We start from the raw sequence: 13,841 nt of genomic DNA, 5'->3' as shown, positions 1-13,841 counted from the left end.
TCTCACGACCTACCCTCAGCTTACTTCGCTATAGATCCCCACCACGCGTCCTACCGTTTTTATCTCGTCGATACCGCATTCAAAGGGAACCTTGCCGCCCGCCACGTGAAGTTTTTTCCCCGGCAGCAGCGTCAGATCGCGGATGCTGGCGGTGCCTTCAATCTCAACCAGCCACAGGCCGTCGGTTAACGACGCCTCTTTTTCGATAAAGTGCAGTTTCCCCTCCGCGCGGACGGCGATGCCGCGCGTCAGCGGTTTGCTAAAGAAAGCAGCGTCGATACTCAAAATGGAATTTTCTTCCAGCCTTCCGTCACTGAGTGTGAATGTCGCAACCGAAACGGGATCGCCCGGGGCGGGGTTTCCTGCAAACTGCGCACCCTGGCCGGTCATCAGCCAGCGGAGGCTGGCGCCAGTGTCCAGCGCACACTGAACCGCAAAGTCGTAAGAGATGGTACCGCGCGCGTAGCGGTTCTGAAGCGAGCTGGCGGCGATATTAAAGTGTCGGGCCAGCTGGATTTTCTGCGTGAAACCATATACCTGACAGATTCTATCGAGCAATTCTTCATTATTCACTTGAGAATCTAGTATCAAAATATATTCCTTTGGGTGTTTACTAATACTCATTTGGGTATTAGTATCATTACAAATTCGGGCAATCAGCGGCAGACGTTGGCAAACTGAGGCTAATGATTGCAGGCATTATCAAAATGGGAATCATGCAGCATGGCTTCCGAAATCGCAATCCTCAAACGGCGGAAAAAGCCGTGCTCTGCCCGTTTTGAACGCATTAGCGTGCATACATTTATGCGAGGGGAGATATGGCGATAGAAGCTGCCTGTGCAAGGGTTCCACTAAGCGTGGGGGCGCGTCTTAGCGGGCTTAACCACATCGCTGAACTGCGCGCCCGCTACGGGAGCGATAGCGGGAAAGAGCTGGCACGGTTTATGGCTGACATGCGCGATAAGCGCGATCCCTTTTTTGAGGAGAACAGCAGGGCGCTGGCCGCTCTCTTTTTCCTGGCGAGATTACCCGTCGCCCGTCATGAGTGCGATATCAGCGAGCTGACCACAGAGGAGAAAAGAGCGCTAATTACCGCGATGAATCATTTTCGTGCTGTTGTGAGTTTATTTCCTGAACGGCTGACCATGCCGTTGTAACCCAACCCAAAAACGAATGGCGTAAACCCGCCGGGCACCCTGTTGCCTGAATTTAAGGAGAACGCGTAATGCGACACAGTGAAAACCGCCCTTATCCGATCGGAAGTGAAGAACTGCAACGCCTGCTGATGGAGGCAAAAACAGAGGAACGATGCGCGCGCGCCCTTGCGGTCTCCCTGCGTCTGGAGGCGCTGGCAAGCCAGATCTACAAAACCGGCATGAGCGGAGAAGACGTTGCCGAACTGCTGTGCCACGAGGCGGCCCGCTACGAGCGTGAATCCCAGGAGCTGCACTGATGGCCGATTTTATCGATCTTGCCCAGGCGCGCGAGCAGGAAGACAGAGAGCGCCACATTAATAGCGCCCGCAGACGACCCGCATCGCCTTCGCGTTTCTTCTGCGAGGAGTGTGAGGCTCCAATACCGCAGGCGCGCCGTATGGCGGTGCCCGGCGTGGCCCTGTGCGTCACCTGTCAGGAGATCGCGGAGATGAAAAATAAACACGTCCGGGGAGGGTGAGTTGGCTACGTCATTCGCTTATCCGTGGAATGCACCGCGGTCGGCCATTGCCAGCCCTTATCTTACCCATGCCCAGCAGCAGCGTCGCGATCGCTTCTTCGCGACGCTGCTGCAGGCAAGAATGGCCCTCTCACAGCAGCCTGACTGCGTGCGTTTTGAGGTCTGGCGCGCCGTTGACGCCCTCGAACTGCATCGGGGCAATCCCCAGGCCAATGCCTTTTTTATCCGCTTCTGCAACAGGATATTGCCCCGCCTGCGGCGGGTCTCTGAACGCTATGCCTGCGCAGGTTTGCATGACGCAGTCTCCCGAGCCGTGTTTAAAGGCCATTTCGATACCCAGCTTCTGCAGTACCTTGCCTCGCGAATGGTTGAACTGGTTGCCCGCTATAACCGTCTGCCGGATATGTCCCGCGCGGATATCGACCTGCTGGCCGCCGATATCGCCAGCTTTATTCGCGGCGAGCTGGCGAATATTAACGATGCTGAGATGGGTGAATACCAGACGCTGTACGTCTGGTATCAGCGCGCCGGACTGATCGCCCGACAGTTCAACGTGTCGCCTCCGCACTGGGAGCGGGTGTCGAAGACATTTTTCAACAAAGACGATGTTGCCGCTGCGGTGATGCGGATGTTTTCCGAGGCGTGGTGGCGCGGGCGTTTACGTCGGATCGCGGCTGCCTGGCGCGAGCATTTGCAGATTGCCCTCGGCAACGTCAGCAAAAAGAGAATGGCGTATGCGAGCAAACGCTGCGTGACCGAGTGGCGCGAGCAGAAGCGCCGCACCCGTGAATTTCTCAAGGGCATGGAGCTGGAAGATGAAGAGGGCAACCGCATTAGCCTGATTGAAAAATACGATAGCTCGGTGGCCAACCCAGCGATACGTCGCTGTGAACTCATGACCCGCATTCGCGGGTTTGAAAATATCTGTCAGGCGCTGGGCTATGTGGGCGAATTCTATACCTTAACCGCCCCCGCGCAGTATCACGCGACCGTGAAATCGGGCTACCCCAACGCGAAGTGGAACGGGGCCAGCCCGGCGGAGACGCAAAGCTTCTTCACCCGGGTGTGGGCGCGCATCCGCGCAAAGCTGCACCGGGAAGGTCGCCGTATCTTTGGTATCCGCGTTGCGGAACCCCATCACGACGGTACGCCCCACTGGCACATGCTGATGTTTATGCGGCCGGAAGACGTCGAATGCGTTCGCCGGATTATAGGGGACTACGCCCGGGAGGAGGATGCCGCTGAGCTGCAGAGCGAAAGCGCCAGACAGGCTCGCTTTCACGCGGACGCGATCGATCCGCAGAAAGGCAGCGCTACCGGCTATATCGCCAAATACATCTCAAAGAATATCGACGGCTATGCGCTCGATGGCGAGACCGATAACGAAAGCGGCGGCCTGCTGAAGGAGACGGCGTCCGCCGTATCGGCCTGGGCAGGGCGCTGGCACATTCGCCAGTTTCAGTTCATCGGCGGCGCGCCGGTAACGGTCTACCGCGAGCTGCGCCGACTGGCAGACGCAGAGACCGCGCGTGGTCTGAGCGTCGAGTTTGCTGCCGTCCATGAAGCTGCCGACGCCGGTGACTGGGCGGGTTACGTCACTGCACAGGGCGGCCCGTTTGTGCGTCGCGATGATTTACAGGTGCGCACGCTGTATGAGCCGGGTACCGGGTTTAACCAGTACGGCGAAGAAACGGTCCGCATCCGCGGCGTGTACGATTCCGCCGTCGGCGCGGGCAGCCCGGTTTTAACCCGGCTCACGCAGTGGAAAATTGTGCCGAAGCGGACCCAGGAGCCTGAGAATGTAACTGCGCCTTCTCGGAGTTCTGTCAATAACTGTACGCTGAGCGATCTCTCTCAACCCCTTAACCGGCGTGCGAGACGGGCATTAACCGAGCGTATCAGGCACATCCGGCCCGGCGCAGCGGCGCCCTTTGTCTACGAGCGGGATCCGCAGAACGGGGTCCCGGAGAAGGTGATTGATGAAGTTCGGCTCGCCACCGGAATCGCCATCAGCCGCGCAGAGGCCCTGCATCTTATGGCGGGCGGCGTAAGCCGCTTTAACGACAAATGGTGCAGAGGCGCAGCTGACGGAACGCTCTTTCCGGCAGCGTGTTCTTATCAGCACAAGGCGCGGAAAATCCTTGAACGTATTGGGCATTTATCGGATCTGTTCGCTATGAGAGCACGCTAATCTCCATCGATATCATGTACATACCGTGAAGAGTTCTGATTTTTCGCTTCACTCTTTTTATGAATACGTGCTACTGTATGTTTATACAGTATCTCGTGGTGGAGGTTGTGTGGACAGAGAGTTGAACGAGCAGGTCATGATTGAACGCGTCGAGATGATTGCTCGACTGACGACAGAAGGAACATGTCAGGAAAGAGATCGTGAGATTGCCCTGAATTTGATTGCTGAGATTGCGCGGGGAAATTTAATCAAAAACAACGCGTTTACCGTTGTTTTCTCAGCATCGCCTGTTCCGGAACGCATCAAAAAAGAGGGTAACGTTCGGGTGAACATTACGCTCGATAAAGACCAGCAGATTGGCCATGGCGTCGTCGAAGCCTTCCAGAACGAACTGACCCGCCGAATAAGATCCCTGTTCCCGTCATCGCGGGTGACCGTGAAAATAGGATCGATGACGGGAGTAGAGCTCCAGGGGCTCGAAGGAGAAGCCGATCGCGAGATGCTGGATAATATTCTCCGGGAAGTCTGGGAAGACGAGAGCTGGCGCTAGCCCAGCATCATTACCCGAATGCACGCCCTCATTCTGATTTTGCGCTTTCGTTGACACACGCTTCGCTGCTTGTGGACGGTCTGTTGTGTCCGCGATTGTCCATCCGTCAGCGATAGCGAAAAGGCCGCCAGCCCGGGAAACTCTACAGTACCAGGTAACCGGATGTTGGGAGCGTCTGATGAAGATCTATGCAATGCAGGGGGACACGCTTGATGCCGTTTGCGCCCGCTATTATGGGCGCACGGCTGGCGTCGTAGAAGCCGTTCTGAAGGCCAATCCTGGCCTCGCGGAGTCAGGCGTTATCTTGCCTCACGGCACGCCGGTAGAGATGCCGGAGGTAAATAGCGCCCCCACCAAAGAATCCGTAAATCTATGGGACTGAGCCTGGAGAAAATCACCACGTTTATCGCCTACTGGCTGGCCGTGGCGCTGGCCTGGTTCGGGGCGATGTCTCCTGAAAAGGTCGCGCTGTACGTGGGGAGTGTTTGCGCCATTTTTACCGCGCTGACGAACTACTGGTTTAAGCGAAAAACCTGGCGCTATCTTCAGTCGCTGGGCCTCGATAAGAAGAGCATTCGTGAACTCAATCATTAAGCGTTGCAGCGTCGCCGGCGTGCTGGCCCTGGCGGTGCTGATGCCCGACTTTCGTTTACTGAAAACGTCCCCTGAGGGGCTGGCGCTGATTGCCGATCTCGAAGGTTGTCGCCTCTCGCCCTATCGGTGCAGCGCTGGGGTATGGACGTCAGGCATTGGCCACACGGCAAACGTTGTGCCGACGCGGGACATTACCGAGCGTGAGGCCGCTGTAAATCTGGTTGCTGATGTACTCAACGTTGAGCGACGGCTGGCGACGTGCGCGCCGGTGGAGATGCCGCCGCGGGTCTACGACGCGCTGGTGAGTTTTACCTTTAATGTTGGCGCAGGCGCCGCCTGCCGTTCGACTCTGGTGTCTTTTATTAAGCGTAAACAGTGGTCGCAGGCATGCGGCGAGCTTACCCGCTGGGTGTACGTCAACGGCGTCAAAAATACCGGTCTGGAAAACCGCCGTGTCCGCGAGAAGGCCTGGTGCATGAAGGGGCTGCCATGAGAGTCCTCATGCTGATGCTGGCCGGGCTGCTGGCGATCGCGCTGTGGCTTCGTCATGACAACCAGACCCTGTCCCGTTCCTTAGCCACGGCCAACCGTGTCGCCAGCGAACAAAAAAATGCCCTCGCTACGCTTAACCATCAGCTGTCCCAGTCGCAACGGATGGCCAGAGCAAACGAAAACGCCCAGGTCAGGCTCCGTGAAGAGCTTGTCGCTGCGGGCGAGGAGAGGGCAAGACGGGAAGCGACTATCGGGAGATTACTCAATGAAAATGAAGCGTTACGCCGCTGGTATACCGCTCAGCTGCCTGATGCTGTCCGCAGGTTGCACACCCGCACCGCCTGCGCCTCCGCAGCCCATTGTTTACAACGCCTGCCCGAAGGTGAGCCGCTGCCCGATGCCGGGAAGCGAACCCGCCACTAACGGCGATCTCAGCGCCGATATACGCAGGCTTGAGTACGCCCTTATCGCCTGCGCGCTGCAGGTTGAAACCATTAAAGACTGTCAGGATAAACTCGATGCACAAACTCAAGAGCCTGCGTCAGGCATTAATTGACGCGATCCCCCAACTGAATACCAACCCGGAGCGCCTGCAGATGTCGGTCGGCAGCGGCAATATAGACGCCCGTCTTGCCTCCTCGCTCTCCTTTGAAAAACGGTATGTGCTGAACGCGAAGGTTAGCGGTTTCACGGGCGACAGCGAGGGATTTTTTGTTCCGGTACTGGCCTGGCTGCGGGAAAACCAGCCGGACATTTTTACCCTCGATGACGGTCGCAAAAACGGATATACCTTCGCGATCGTTTTAAACGATGACGCTACGATGGATATCAGCATCAGCATGCAATTAACTGAGCGCATTCTTGTTTCCGAGGAACAGGGCGTTCTGCACACGACCTATTCCCCGGAGCCGCCGCTGCCGGAGCCCGTCACGCGTCCGAAGGCGTTGTACATCAACGGTGAGCTGGTCAGCCAGTGGGAGGACTAAGCTCCCCACGCTGAAGGCCGCCAGCCGCCAGCTGTCTGGACCGCTTGTTGTATCATCCCGCAGAAAACCCCGTCTCGTTGCTGCCGTTCCTCCTGAACGGCATTCTCTTCTCATGAATACATTAACTTCCATGCACGGTATCGCTCGCGCGATCCGCAATCTGATTCGTATCGGTGTTGTGACCGACGTTGACCTCAACAGAGGGCTTTGTCGTGTCCAGACCGGCGGGATGAAAACCACCTGGCTGAACTGGCTAACCTGCCGTGCGGGACGTTCGCGCGTGTGGTGGGCCCCTTCCGAGGGAGAGCAGGTGCTGCTGCTGGCCATCGGCGGTGAGCTGGATACCGCCTTTGTGCTGCCCGGCATTTTCTCTGATGACCATCCGGCGCCGTCCGGGTCGCCTGACGCGTTCCACGTCGCGTTCCCTGACGGCGCGGTGATCGAGTATGAACCCGGACGCGGGGCGCTGACGGTTTCAGGTATTAAAATGGCCGACATTTCCGCTTCTGAATCGCTGACCGCCACCGTGCCGGAAGTGCGGGTGATCTCAACGTCCCGCATCACGCTGGATACGCCTGAAGTGGTGTGTACCAACAAGTTAATTACCGCCTCGCTGGAAGTGCAGAAGGGCGGGGTGATGACCGGAAATATTGAGCACTCCGGCGGTAAATTGACCTCCAACGGAGTGCAGGTGGACAACCACGCGCACGGCAGTGTGCAAAGCGGCGGAAGCTGGACTAAGGGGACACAATGACGGTGCGTTACAGGGGAATGAACAGGCAGACCGGGCTAAGCCTTTCAGAGGCTGACCACATCCGGCAGAGCGTGCGCGACATTCTGGTTACGCCGATTGGCTCGCGGGTCATGCGCCGGGATTACGGCTCGCTTCTGGCGGCGATGATAGACAGGCCGCAGAGCCCGGCGCTGCGCCTGCAGATCATGGCCGCCTGTTATTCCGCCATCCAGAAATGGGAGCCGCGGATAAGCCTGACGGCCATCACTTTCGAACGTTCGGAGAACGACGGGACGTTGTATGTCGATATCACCGGTACGCGCCCGACCTCCGGACAATCCTTTTCTATCACCATTTCACTGAGTTAAACGCTATGGCTATTGTTGATCTGAGCCAGCTCGCCGCGCCTGATGTCGTGGAGGAGGTGGATTATGAAACGCTGTTGGCAGAACGAAAGGCCACCTTTGTCTCCCTCTATCCGGAAGAGGAGCGAGAGGCGATTGCACGGACGCTGACGCTGGAATCCGAGCCGATTGTGAAGCTGCTGCAGGAGAATGCCTACCGGGAAGTCATCTGGCGCCAGCGCGTAAACGAGGCTGCACGGGCGGTCATGTTGGCCTATGCGGCAGGCCACGACCTGGACCAGATCGGGGCAAACGCGAACCTTGCGCGTCTTACGATTACCCCTGCCGACGACACCACGTTACCGCCCACTCCGGCTGTGATGGAGTCCGATACCGACTTTCGTCTGCGCATCCAGCAAGCGCCGGAAGGGCTGAGCGTGGCCGGTTCGACGGGCGCGTATCAGTTCCATGGCCGCAGTGCAGATGGTCGGGTGGCTGACATTTCCGTCATTAGCCCACAGCCCGCAAACGTCACGGTTTCCGTGCTCTCCCGGGAGAATAACGGCGTAGCGTCTGAGGAACTGCTCGCCGTTGTTCGCAATGCGCTGAACGATGAGGACGTCAGGCCCGTCGCCGACCGCGTGACCGTCCAGTCGGCCAACATTGTCGACTACAGCATTGAAGCATCGCTTTTCCTTTTTCCCGGCCCCGAAAGTGAACCAGTACTCAATGCGGCAAGAGCCCGATTACAGACCTACATCACGGCTCAGCATCGGCTGGGACGCGATATCCGCAAGTCAGCCATTTACGCTGCCCTTCACGTGGAAGGGGTGCAGCGGGTGGAACTGACCGCACCCGCGGCTGACATCGTGCTTGATGAAACTCAGGCCTCCTGGTGCAGCCACTACAGCGTAACCGTGGGGGGAAACGATGAGTAATGCCCGCCTTTTACCGGTCGGCTCATCGGCGCTTGAGGTCGCCGCGGCGCGCGCCTGTGCGGACATCGAAAATACGCCGGTTCCGCTGCGCCATCTCTGGAATGCGGACACCTGTCCGGCGAATTTGCTGCCCTGGCTGGCGTGGGCGTTTTCGGTTGACCGCTGGGATGAGAACTGGCCGGAGGCCACCAAACGGGAGGTGATCCGCGCCGCGTGGTTTATTCATGCCCACAAGGGAACGATAGGCGCTGTACGTCGCGTGGTGGAGCCGCTTGGCTATCTGATTAATGTTACCGAGTGGTGGCAAACCAACGATCCGCCCGGCACCTTCCGCCTTGATATCGGCGTACTGGACACGGGCATCACCGAGGAAATGTATTACGAAATGGAGAGGCTTATTGCTGATGCAAAGCCTGCCAGCCGCCACCTTATTGGCCTGAATATCATCCAGGACATACCGGGTTATCTCTATACCGGCGCCCTGAGCTATGACGGCGACATCATCACGGTTTATCCCGGATAAGTGAGAGCACAATGACAGTGAAATATAAAACGGTTATCACCAAAGCCGGTGCCGAAAAACTGGCTGCCGCGACCGTCCCGAACGGCAAGAAAGTCAATTTTACGGCGATGGCCGTGGGTGACGGTGGCGGCACATTGCCGGTTCCTGATGCCGGGCAGACGAAGCTGGTTAATGAAGTCTGGCGCCATGGGCTAAATAAAATCAGCCAGGACAAAAAGAATAAAAACTACGTCGTGGCGGAGCTGCTAATTCCTCCTGAGGTTGGCGGTTTCTGGATGCGCGAGATGGGGCTGATTGACGATACTGGGACGCTGATTGCGGTCGGAAATATGGCTGAAAGCTATAAACCCACGCTGGTGGAGGGCTCGGGTCGCGCGCAGACATTGCGAATGGTCATCATGGTAAGCGATATCGCATCCATCGAGCTGACGATTGACACCTCAACGGTGATGGCGACGCAGGATTACGTCGACGGTAAGCTCGCGGAGCACGAGCTTTCGCGGCGCCATCCGGATGCGACCCTTGCTGCGAAGGGCTTTACGCAGCTCAGCAGCGCCATTGACAGTGCTTCCGAGGTGCTCGCAGCAACGCCTAAAGCGGTAAAGGCAGCGTACGATCTGGCTAACGGGAAATACACGGCAGCGGACGCAACGACGGCGCGAAAGGGTATTGTTCAGCTCAGTAGTGCTACCGATAGTGTGTCTGAAGTGCTGGCAGCGACGCCGAAGGCAGTGAAAGTCGCTAACGACAACGCAGCTGTGGCCAATAAAAATGCCAGTGAGCGAGTCAGCAAATTCGGCGACAGTATGACCGGAACGTTGAATCAGGACGCTATAACGCAATCAACCTATAACTTAACGGCACTCTCTAACGCTACGACAGGTAATAAAAATTATCTGCGTAAAATGCGCGGCGGAGCGATGGATACTATCTGGCACGAAACCGTTCAGGGTGGCGAATATCGCCTGGCGACAGGCAGTACAGATTCGCAGGAGGAACTGGCGATTAGCACAAGTACCGGCCTGAGAGTAAGGGGTAATTTCACCTCGCAACTTGGCGGATTTTATTCGGGGGATACTAAAAAACTCTCTTTTTATTCTTCTAATACCTCTGACAGGAATGCAGCTTTGCGCCTTTGGGGTAATGTAGACCGGCCATCTGTAGTCGAACTGGGGGATGACACCGGCTACCATTTTTACTCACAGCGAAATAAAGACGGCTCGCTGTTGTTTCAGACAAACGGTGCGGGACAATTCAGCGGTTATTTACGTTCAAACGGGGAAGTGCAATCTATTTCATCCAATAGTTATCGGATTGCATATGGGGACTACGGCTGCTTCTGGCGTAATGATGGTAATAATCTTTATCTTATGCTGACCAATAAGGGCGATGCTTATGGAAATTACAATGCGCTGCGTCCTTTACGGGTGAGTTTTGAAACCGGGGCGTTGCAATCCGAAACACCTTTTACTGTGGGCAACACCATCTACGCCACAAAGGAAATTACAGCGGGTTATAGCAATTCTTTTGCATGGGCTGAGCAGTACAAAACAAAGGCACCATTTTATAATACCTATTCAACAACTGGAGCGAGTGAATACCACCCCGCGTTAAAACAGCAGGCAAGTATTACCGGGATCAATTCATGGGCTTTTTCCATGGGGTCTCTTGTCGCTGATACCGCTCTTTCATGGCATCTGCACATGAAAGGCAGTGGTGGCCAGGACGTTAACTATAAATGGGATACCAGCGGTAATTTTTCCGCGCCAGGACAAATTATACCGGGCAGCTTCGCTAATTTTGATGGCCGCTATTACACTAAAGCACAATCTGATGCAGGCTATATGGCTAAAACTAGCGCATATACAAAAGCCGAAAGCGATGCGCGTTATAATCTCAAAAATGCAGCCAGTAAGGCAGCGAGCGGTTGGGAGAAAGATAACTCTACGGGCATGATGAAGCAGTGGGGTGTGGCAACGCGTAGTGCTGATTCGACGCGTATTACCTTCCCAACGGCGTTTCCTAACGCCTGTCTCAGCGTGCAGTTAACCTTGCTATTCACCAATGGGTTCCACGACCAAAATATTTACGTGCAAAACCCTGACAGATCAGGTTTCACCTACATAGCGGGCAGTGGCGAAGTTAAAGCTTATTTTGAAGCGCGAGGCTATTAATATGAGTTATATATACTCTCCTGAGAACGGGGCTTTTTATAATGATGAGCTGGAGGCTGATTATCGTTCCGCCGAAACGTGGCCGGATAATTATGTCAGCGTGCTTGATGAAGACTATGTGTCGCTGATGGAGGGACAAGCAGACGGGAAAATAATTATTCCAGATAAAAATGGCTATCCCATATTAGCGGAACCTCCCGCACCAACCTATGAAGAGCGCGTGAGCCAGGCAACGATGCAAAAAAACGCCTTAATGAAAACGGCAAGTGACATTATCACTCCGCTTGAAGATGCAGCCGAACTCGGTATTGCTACCGACGAAGAAGCCGCCGTGCTTTTAGGCTGGAAGCGATACCGGGTCATGCTTAACCGGGTAGATGTAAGCGCCGCCCCGGACATTCAATGGCCCGAACGCCCCGCCTGACTCCCAAACCCTCCATCCGGAGGGTTTTTCGTTTGTTGTGTAATCCTTTCCCCAACCCCAATACGTCGCATCAATCACGCACTCCACAGACAATAGCCTCACCACTAAACGAAGGAGTTAACCGGATGGGCGACTATCACCACGGCGTGGAAGTTATCGAAATCAACGATGGCACCCGCACCATTTCCACCGTCTCGACGGCAATCATCGGTATGGTCTGTACGGCCAGCGATGCTGACGACAAGACATTTCCTTTAAACGAGCCCGTGCTCATTACCAACGTGCAAACTGCGATTGCGAAAGCTGGCAAGGCGGGGACGCTGTCCGCTTCTCTGCAGGCGATTGCTGACCAGTGTAAACCGGTTGTCGTTGTTGTTCGCGTGGCTGAAAGCACCGCTGAAACCCCGGAAGAGGCGCGCAAACAGACCGTTTCCAACATCATCGGTACCACCGATGAAAACGGTAAATATACCGGCCTGAAGGCGCTTCTCACGGCGAAAACGGTAACCGGCGTTAAGCCACGTATTCTCGGCGTGCCGGGGCTGGATTCTCAGGAAGTGGCAACCGCGCTGGCCGCGATGTGCCAGAGCCTGCGCGCGTTCGGCTATGTCAGCGCATGGGAATGTAAAACCATTTCTGAGGCGATCGACTACCGCAAAAACTTCAGCCAGCGCGAGCTGATGGTTATCCACCCTGATTTTCTGGCATGGGATACCACCACGAACGCAACGACGACGGCCTGGGCAACCGCTCGCGCGCTTGGCCTGCGCGCCAAAATCGACCAGACCATCGGCTGGCATAAAACCCTGTCAAACGTTGGCGTCAACGGCGTCACTGGCGTAAGCGCTTCTGTCTCCTGGGATCTGCAGGAACAGGCTACCGATGCGAACCTGCTTAACCAGGCGGGCGTCACCACGCTGATTCGCAACGACGGCTTCAAATTCTGGGGTAACCGTACCTGCTCTGACGACCCGTTATTCGTCTTTGAAAACTACACCCGTACCGCGCAGGTGCTGGCCGATACCATGGCGGAAGCGCACGCGTGGGCGATGGATAAACCCATCACGCCAACGCTTATCCGCGACATCGTTTCCGGTATTAATGCCAAGTTCCGCGAGCTGAAAACCAACGGCTATATCGTCGACGGCTCCTGCTGGTATGACCCTGAGTCTAACGACGCAACCACCCTGAAAGCGGGGAAACTGTATATCGATTACGACTACACCCCTGTCCCGCCGCTGGAAAATCTGACCCTGCGCCAGCGCATCACCGATACCTATCTGGCAGACCTGTCAGATTCGGTTAATAGCTAAGGAGCTGAAGCATGGCGTTACCACGCAAACTTAAGTACCTGAATATGTTCAACGATGGCCTGAGCTATATGGGCGTTGTTGAGTCTGTAACTCTACCGAAGCTTACCCGCAAGCTGGAGAAGTATCGTGGCGGCGGTATGCCGGGCTCGGTCTCTGTCGATCTCGGTCTGGACGATGATGCCCTGGCGCTGGAGTGGACCGTTGGCGGTCTGCCGGACGCCGCGCTGTGGGCGCAGTACGCCTCTCCAGGCGCGGACAGCGTGCCGCTGCGCTTTACCGGCTCTTTCCAGCGTGATGATACCGGCGAAATCTCCGCCGTCGAAATCGTCATGCGCGGCCGTCATAAAGAGTTTGATGGCGGCGAGAACAAGCAGGGCGAAAGCGGCACCACCAAGATGTCCACCGAGTGCGCGTACTACCAGCTGACCATTGATGGCAAAGAGATCATCGAGATCGACATCATCAACATGGTGCTGAAAGTCGACGGCGTCGATCGTCTGGCTGAACACCGTAAGGCCATCGGCCTGTAACCCTTTAACCGGCCGGGATAGCCGGCCGGTAAGCTAACTTTCAGAAGAGTAATGAAATGGAAAATAGCAACGAGAACGCCATGAACAACAGCTCATACATCGTCACGCTTGATAGTCCCGTTCTGCGCGGCGAGCAAAAAATTGAACAGGTGACGGTCTCCAAACCGAATGCCGGGACTCTGCGTGGGATCTCGCTGGCCTCGCTGGCGCAATCCGACGTTGATGCCCTGATCAAGGTGCTGCCGCGAATGACCTCGCCGGCTCTGACCGAGCATGAAGTTGCGCGTCTGGATGCCTGCGATCTGCTCTCTTTTGCCGGTAAGGTGATCGGTTTTTTGTCACCGGCTTCGGCTCGCTGAGATTTCCTGAAAACCT

Annotated in this window: 21 protein-coding genes; 20 read left to right on the top strand and 1 reads right to left on the bottom strand. The window is 56.2% G+C overall.

Features of this window, described 5'->3' with window-relative positions; genetic code table 11:
- Positions 1 to 15: 15 nt before the first annotated feature.
- Positions 16 to 591, bottom strand: coding sequence for a phage repressor protein CI (locus LJA86_RS13925; protein WP_045910040.1), 576 nt, complete (start codon positions 589 to 591; stop codon positions 16 to 18).
- Positions 592 to 818: 227 nt separating this feature from the next.
- On the opposite strand from LJA86_RS13925, the gene LJA86_RS13920 reads away from it, so the two are divergent.
- From LJA86_RS13920 to LJA86_RS13825, 20 genes are all read left to right on the top strand, one after another.
- Positions 819 to 1,157 carry a DUF5347 domain-containing protein gene (locus tag LJA86_RS13920; protein ID WP_048028937.1) on the top strand — a complete coding sequence of 113 codons (339 nt, stop codon included), beginning with the start codon at positions 819 to 821 and terminating at the stop codon, positions 1,155 to 1,157.
- A 68-nt stretch (positions 1,158 to 1,225) separates the two neighbouring features.
- A complete protein-coding gene (locus LJA86_RS13915; RefSeq protein WP_023616297.1) occupies positions 1,226 to 1,453 on the top strand; it encodes a DUF2732 family protein in 228 nt (75 codons plus the stop codon).
- Positions 1,453 to 1,674, top strand: coding sequence for a TraR/DksA family transcriptional regulator (locus LJA86_RS13910; protein ID WP_048028939.1), 222 nt, complete (start codon positions 1,453 to 1,455; stop codon positions 1,672 to 1,674). Before LJA86_RS13915 ends, LJA86_RS13910 begins: the two co-directional genes overlap by 1 nt.
- Before the next feature lies 1 nt (position 1,675).
- Positions 1,676 to 3,865, top strand: coding sequence for a replication endonuclease (locus LJA86_RS13905; RefSeq protein ID WP_229226322.1), 2,190 nt, complete (start codon positions 1,676 to 1,678; stop codon positions 3,863 to 3,865).
- A 109-nt stretch (positions 3,866 to 3,974) separates the two neighbouring features.
- On the top strand, positions 3,975 to 4,415 hold the full coding sequence (locus LJA86_RS13900) for a DinI-like family protein (RefSeq protein ID WP_023616189.1): 441 nt from the start codon (positions 3,975 to 3,977) through the stop codon (positions 4,413 to 4,415).
- 178 nt (positions 4,416 to 4,593) lie between these two features.
- Positions 4,594 to 4,797 (top strand): tail protein X, encoded by a 204-nt coding sequence (locus tag LJA86_RS13895; RefSeq protein ID WP_024906438.1) that lies wholly within the window; start codon positions 4,594 to 4,596, stop codon positions 4,795 to 4,797.
- Positions 4,788 to 5,009 (top strand): HP1 family phage holin, encoded by a 222-nt coding sequence (locus LJA86_RS13890; protein WP_023616187.1) that lies wholly within the window; start codon positions 4,788 to 4,790, stop codon positions 5,007 to 5,009. The genes LJA86_RS13895 and LJA86_RS13890 overlap by 10 nt, the downstream gene beginning before the upstream one ends.
- Positions 4,993 to 5,502 carry a lysozyme gene (locus tag LJA86_RS13885; protein ID WP_111967455.1) on the top strand — a complete coding sequence of 170 codons (510 nt, stop codon included), beginning with the start codon at positions 4,993 to 4,995 and terminating at the stop codon, positions 5,500 to 5,502. Before LJA86_RS13890 ends, LJA86_RS13885 begins: the two co-directional genes overlap by 17 nt.
- Positions 5,499 to 5,924 carry an Rz-like lysis system protein LysB gene (gene lysB, locus LJA86_RS13880; RefSeq protein ID WP_063622459.1) on the top strand — a complete coding sequence of 142 codons (426 nt, stop codon included), beginning with the start codon at positions 5,499 to 5,501 and terminating at the stop codon, positions 5,922 to 5,924. The genes LJA86_RS13885 and lysB overlap by 4 nt, the downstream gene beginning before the upstream one ends.
- A complete protein-coding gene (lysC, locus tag LJA86_RS13875; RefSeq protein WP_229226321.1) occupies positions 5,812 to 6,057 on the top strand; it encodes an Rz1-like lysis system protein LysC in 246 nt (81 codons plus the stop codon). The genes lysB and lysC overlap by 113 nt, the downstream gene beginning before the upstream one ends.
- Entirely contained in the window at positions 6,020 to 6,487 is a 468-nt protein-coding gene (locus tag LJA86_RS13870) for a phage tail protein (protein ID WP_048028947.1), read from the top strand. Before lysC ends, LJA86_RS13870 begins: the two co-directional genes overlap by 38 nt.
- A 112-nt stretch (positions 6,488 to 6,599) precedes the next feature.
- The gene (locus tag LJA86_RS13865; RefSeq protein WP_048028949.1) at positions 6,600 to 7,241 is read left to right on the top strand and encodes a phage baseplate assembly protein V; all 642 of its coding nucleotides are present in this window, start codon (positions 6,600 to 6,602) and stop codon (positions 7,239 to 7,241) included.
- Positions 7,238 to 7,588: a GPW/gp25 family protein gene (locus tag LJA86_RS13860; RefSeq protein WP_023616182.1), complete on the top strand. Its 351-nt coding sequence runs from the start codon at positions 7,238 to 7,240 to the stop codon at positions 7,586 to 7,588. Before LJA86_RS13865 ends, LJA86_RS13860 begins: the two co-directional genes overlap by 4 nt.
- Before the next feature lie 5 nt (positions 7,589 to 7,593).
- Positions 7,594 to 8,502 carry a baseplate assembly protein gene (locus LJA86_RS13855; protein ID WP_048224966.1) on the top strand — a complete coding sequence of 303 codons (909 nt, stop codon included), beginning with the start codon at positions 7,594 to 7,596 and terminating at the stop codon, positions 8,500 to 8,502.
- Positions 8,495 to 9,025, top strand: coding sequence for a phage tail protein I (locus LJA86_RS13850; protein ID WP_023616181.1), 531 nt, complete (start codon positions 8,495 to 8,497; stop codon positions 9,023 to 9,025). The genes LJA86_RS13855 and LJA86_RS13850 overlap by 8 nt, the downstream gene beginning before the upstream one ends.
- 11 nt (positions 9,026 to 9,036) lie before the next feature.
- Complete coding sequence (locus tag LJA86_RS13845; RefSeq protein WP_229226320.1) at positions 9,037 to 11,199, top strand: phage tail protein; 2,163 nt, start codon at positions 9,037 to 9,039, stop codon at positions 11,197 to 11,199.
- A gap of 1 nt (position 11,200) precedes the next feature.
- A complete protein-coding gene (locus tag LJA86_RS13840) occupies positions 11,201 to 11,623 on the top strand; it encodes a tail fiber assembly protein (RefSeq protein WP_045910028.1) in 423 nt (140 codons plus the stop codon).
- Positions 11,624 to 11,748: 125 nt separating this feature from the next.
- The gene (locus LJA86_RS13835; protein WP_229226319.1) at positions 11,749 to 12,936 is read left to right on the top strand and encodes a phage tail sheath protein; all 1,188 of its coding nucleotides are present in this window, start codon (positions 11,749 to 11,751) and stop codon (positions 12,934 to 12,936) included.
- A gap of 11 nt (positions 12,937 to 12,947) precedes the next feature.
- Positions 12,948 to 13,466, top strand: a complete 519-nt coding sequence (locus LJA86_RS13830; protein WP_045910027.1) for a phage major tail tube protein — start codon at positions 12,948 to 12,950, stop codon at positions 13,464 to 13,466.
- A gap of 56 nt (positions 13,467 to 13,522) precedes the next feature.
- Positions 13,523 to 13,825: a phage tail assembly protein gene (locus tag LJA86_RS13825; RefSeq protein ID WP_023616177.1), complete on the top strand. Its 303-nt coding sequence runs from the start codon at positions 13,523 to 13,525 to the stop codon at positions 13,823 to 13,825.
- The last annotated feature ends 16 nt before the right edge of the window (positions 13,826 to 13,841 follow it).

This window comes from Enterobacter sp. TCD1-1 (genome assembly GCF_020567405.1).
In the GTDB taxonomy this organism is placed as follows: domain Bacteria; phylum Pseudomonadota; class Gammaproteobacteria; order Enterobacterales; family Enterobacteriaceae; genus Enterobacter; species Enterobacter quasiroggenkampii.
Note: the sequence above shows the minus strand (reverse complement) of the source record. Positions and strands in the feature narration are given on the sequence as shown.

What these genes read in the sequence shown, in the direction of transcription:
- LJA86_RS13865 (WP_048028949.1), top strand. Translation starts at nt 6,600, where the DNA reads ATGAATACATTAACTTCCATGCACGGTATCGCTCGCGCGATCCGCAAT.
- LJA86_RS13835 (WP_229226319.1), top strand. Translation starts at nt 11,749, where the DNA reads ATGGGCGACTATCACCACGGCGTGGAAGTTATCGAAATCAACGATGGC.
- LJA86_RS13920 (WP_048028937.1), top strand. Translation starts at nt 819, where the DNA reads ATGGCGATAGAAGCTGCCTGTGCAAGGGTTCCACTAAGCGTGGGGGCG.
- LJA86_RS13825 (WP_023616177.1), top strand. Translation starts at nt 13,523, where the DNA reads ATGGAAAATAGCAACGAGAACGCCATGAACAACAGCTCATACATCGTC.
- LJA86_RS13855 (WP_048224966.1), top strand. Translation starts at nt 7,594, where the DNA reads ATGGCTATTGTTGATCTGAGCCAGCTCGCCGCGCCTGATGTCGTGGAG.
- LJA86_RS13840 (WP_045910028.1), top strand. Translation starts at nt 11,201, where the DNA reads ATGAGTTATATATACTCTCCTGAGAACGGGGCTTTTTATAATGATGAG.
- lysC (WP_229226321.1), top strand. Translation starts at nt 5,812, where the DNA reads ATGCTGTCCGCAGGTTGCACACCCGCACCGCCTGCGCCTCCGCAGCCC.
- LJA86_RS13915 (WP_023616297.1), top strand. Translation starts at nt 1,226, where the DNA reads ATGCGACACAGTGAAAACCGCCCTTATCCGATCGGAAGTGAAGAACTG.
- LJA86_RS13850 (WP_023616181.1), top strand. Translation starts at nt 8,495, where the DNA reads ATGAGTAATGCCCGCCTTTTACCGGTCGGCTCATCGGCGCTTGAGGTC.
- LJA86_RS13870 (WP_048028947.1), top strand. Translation starts at nt 6,020, where the DNA reads ATGCACAAACTCAAGAGCCTGCGTCAGGCATTAATTGACGCGATCCCC.
- LJA86_RS13845 (WP_229226320.1), top strand. Translation starts at nt 9,037, where the DNA reads ATGACAGTGAAATATAAAACGGTTATCACCAAAGCCGGTGCCGAAAAA.
- LJA86_RS13910 (WP_048028939.1), top strand. Translation starts at nt 1,453, where the DNA reads ATGGCCGATTTTATCGATCTTGCCCAGGCGCGCGAGCAGGAAGACAGA.
- LJA86_RS13830 (WP_045910027.1), top strand. Translation starts at nt 12,948, where the DNA reads ATGGCGTTACCACGCAAACTTAAGTACCTGAATATGTTCAACGATGGC.
- LJA86_RS13895 (WP_024906438.1), top strand. Translation starts at nt 4,594, where the DNA reads ATGAAGATCTATGCAATGCAGGGGGACACGCTTGATGCCGTTTGCGCC.
- LJA86_RS13860 (WP_023616182.1), top strand. Translation starts at nt 7,238, where the DNA reads ATGACGGTGCGTTACAGGGGAATGAACAGGCAGACCGGGCTAAGCCTT.
- lysB (WP_063622459.1), top strand. Translation starts at nt 5,499, where the DNA reads ATGAGAGTCCTCATGCTGATGCTGGCCGGGCTGCTGGCGATCGCGCTG.
- LJA86_RS13890 (WP_023616187.1), top strand. Translation starts at nt 4,788, where the DNA reads ATGGGACTGAGCCTGGAGAAAATCACCACGTTTATCGCCTACTGGCTG.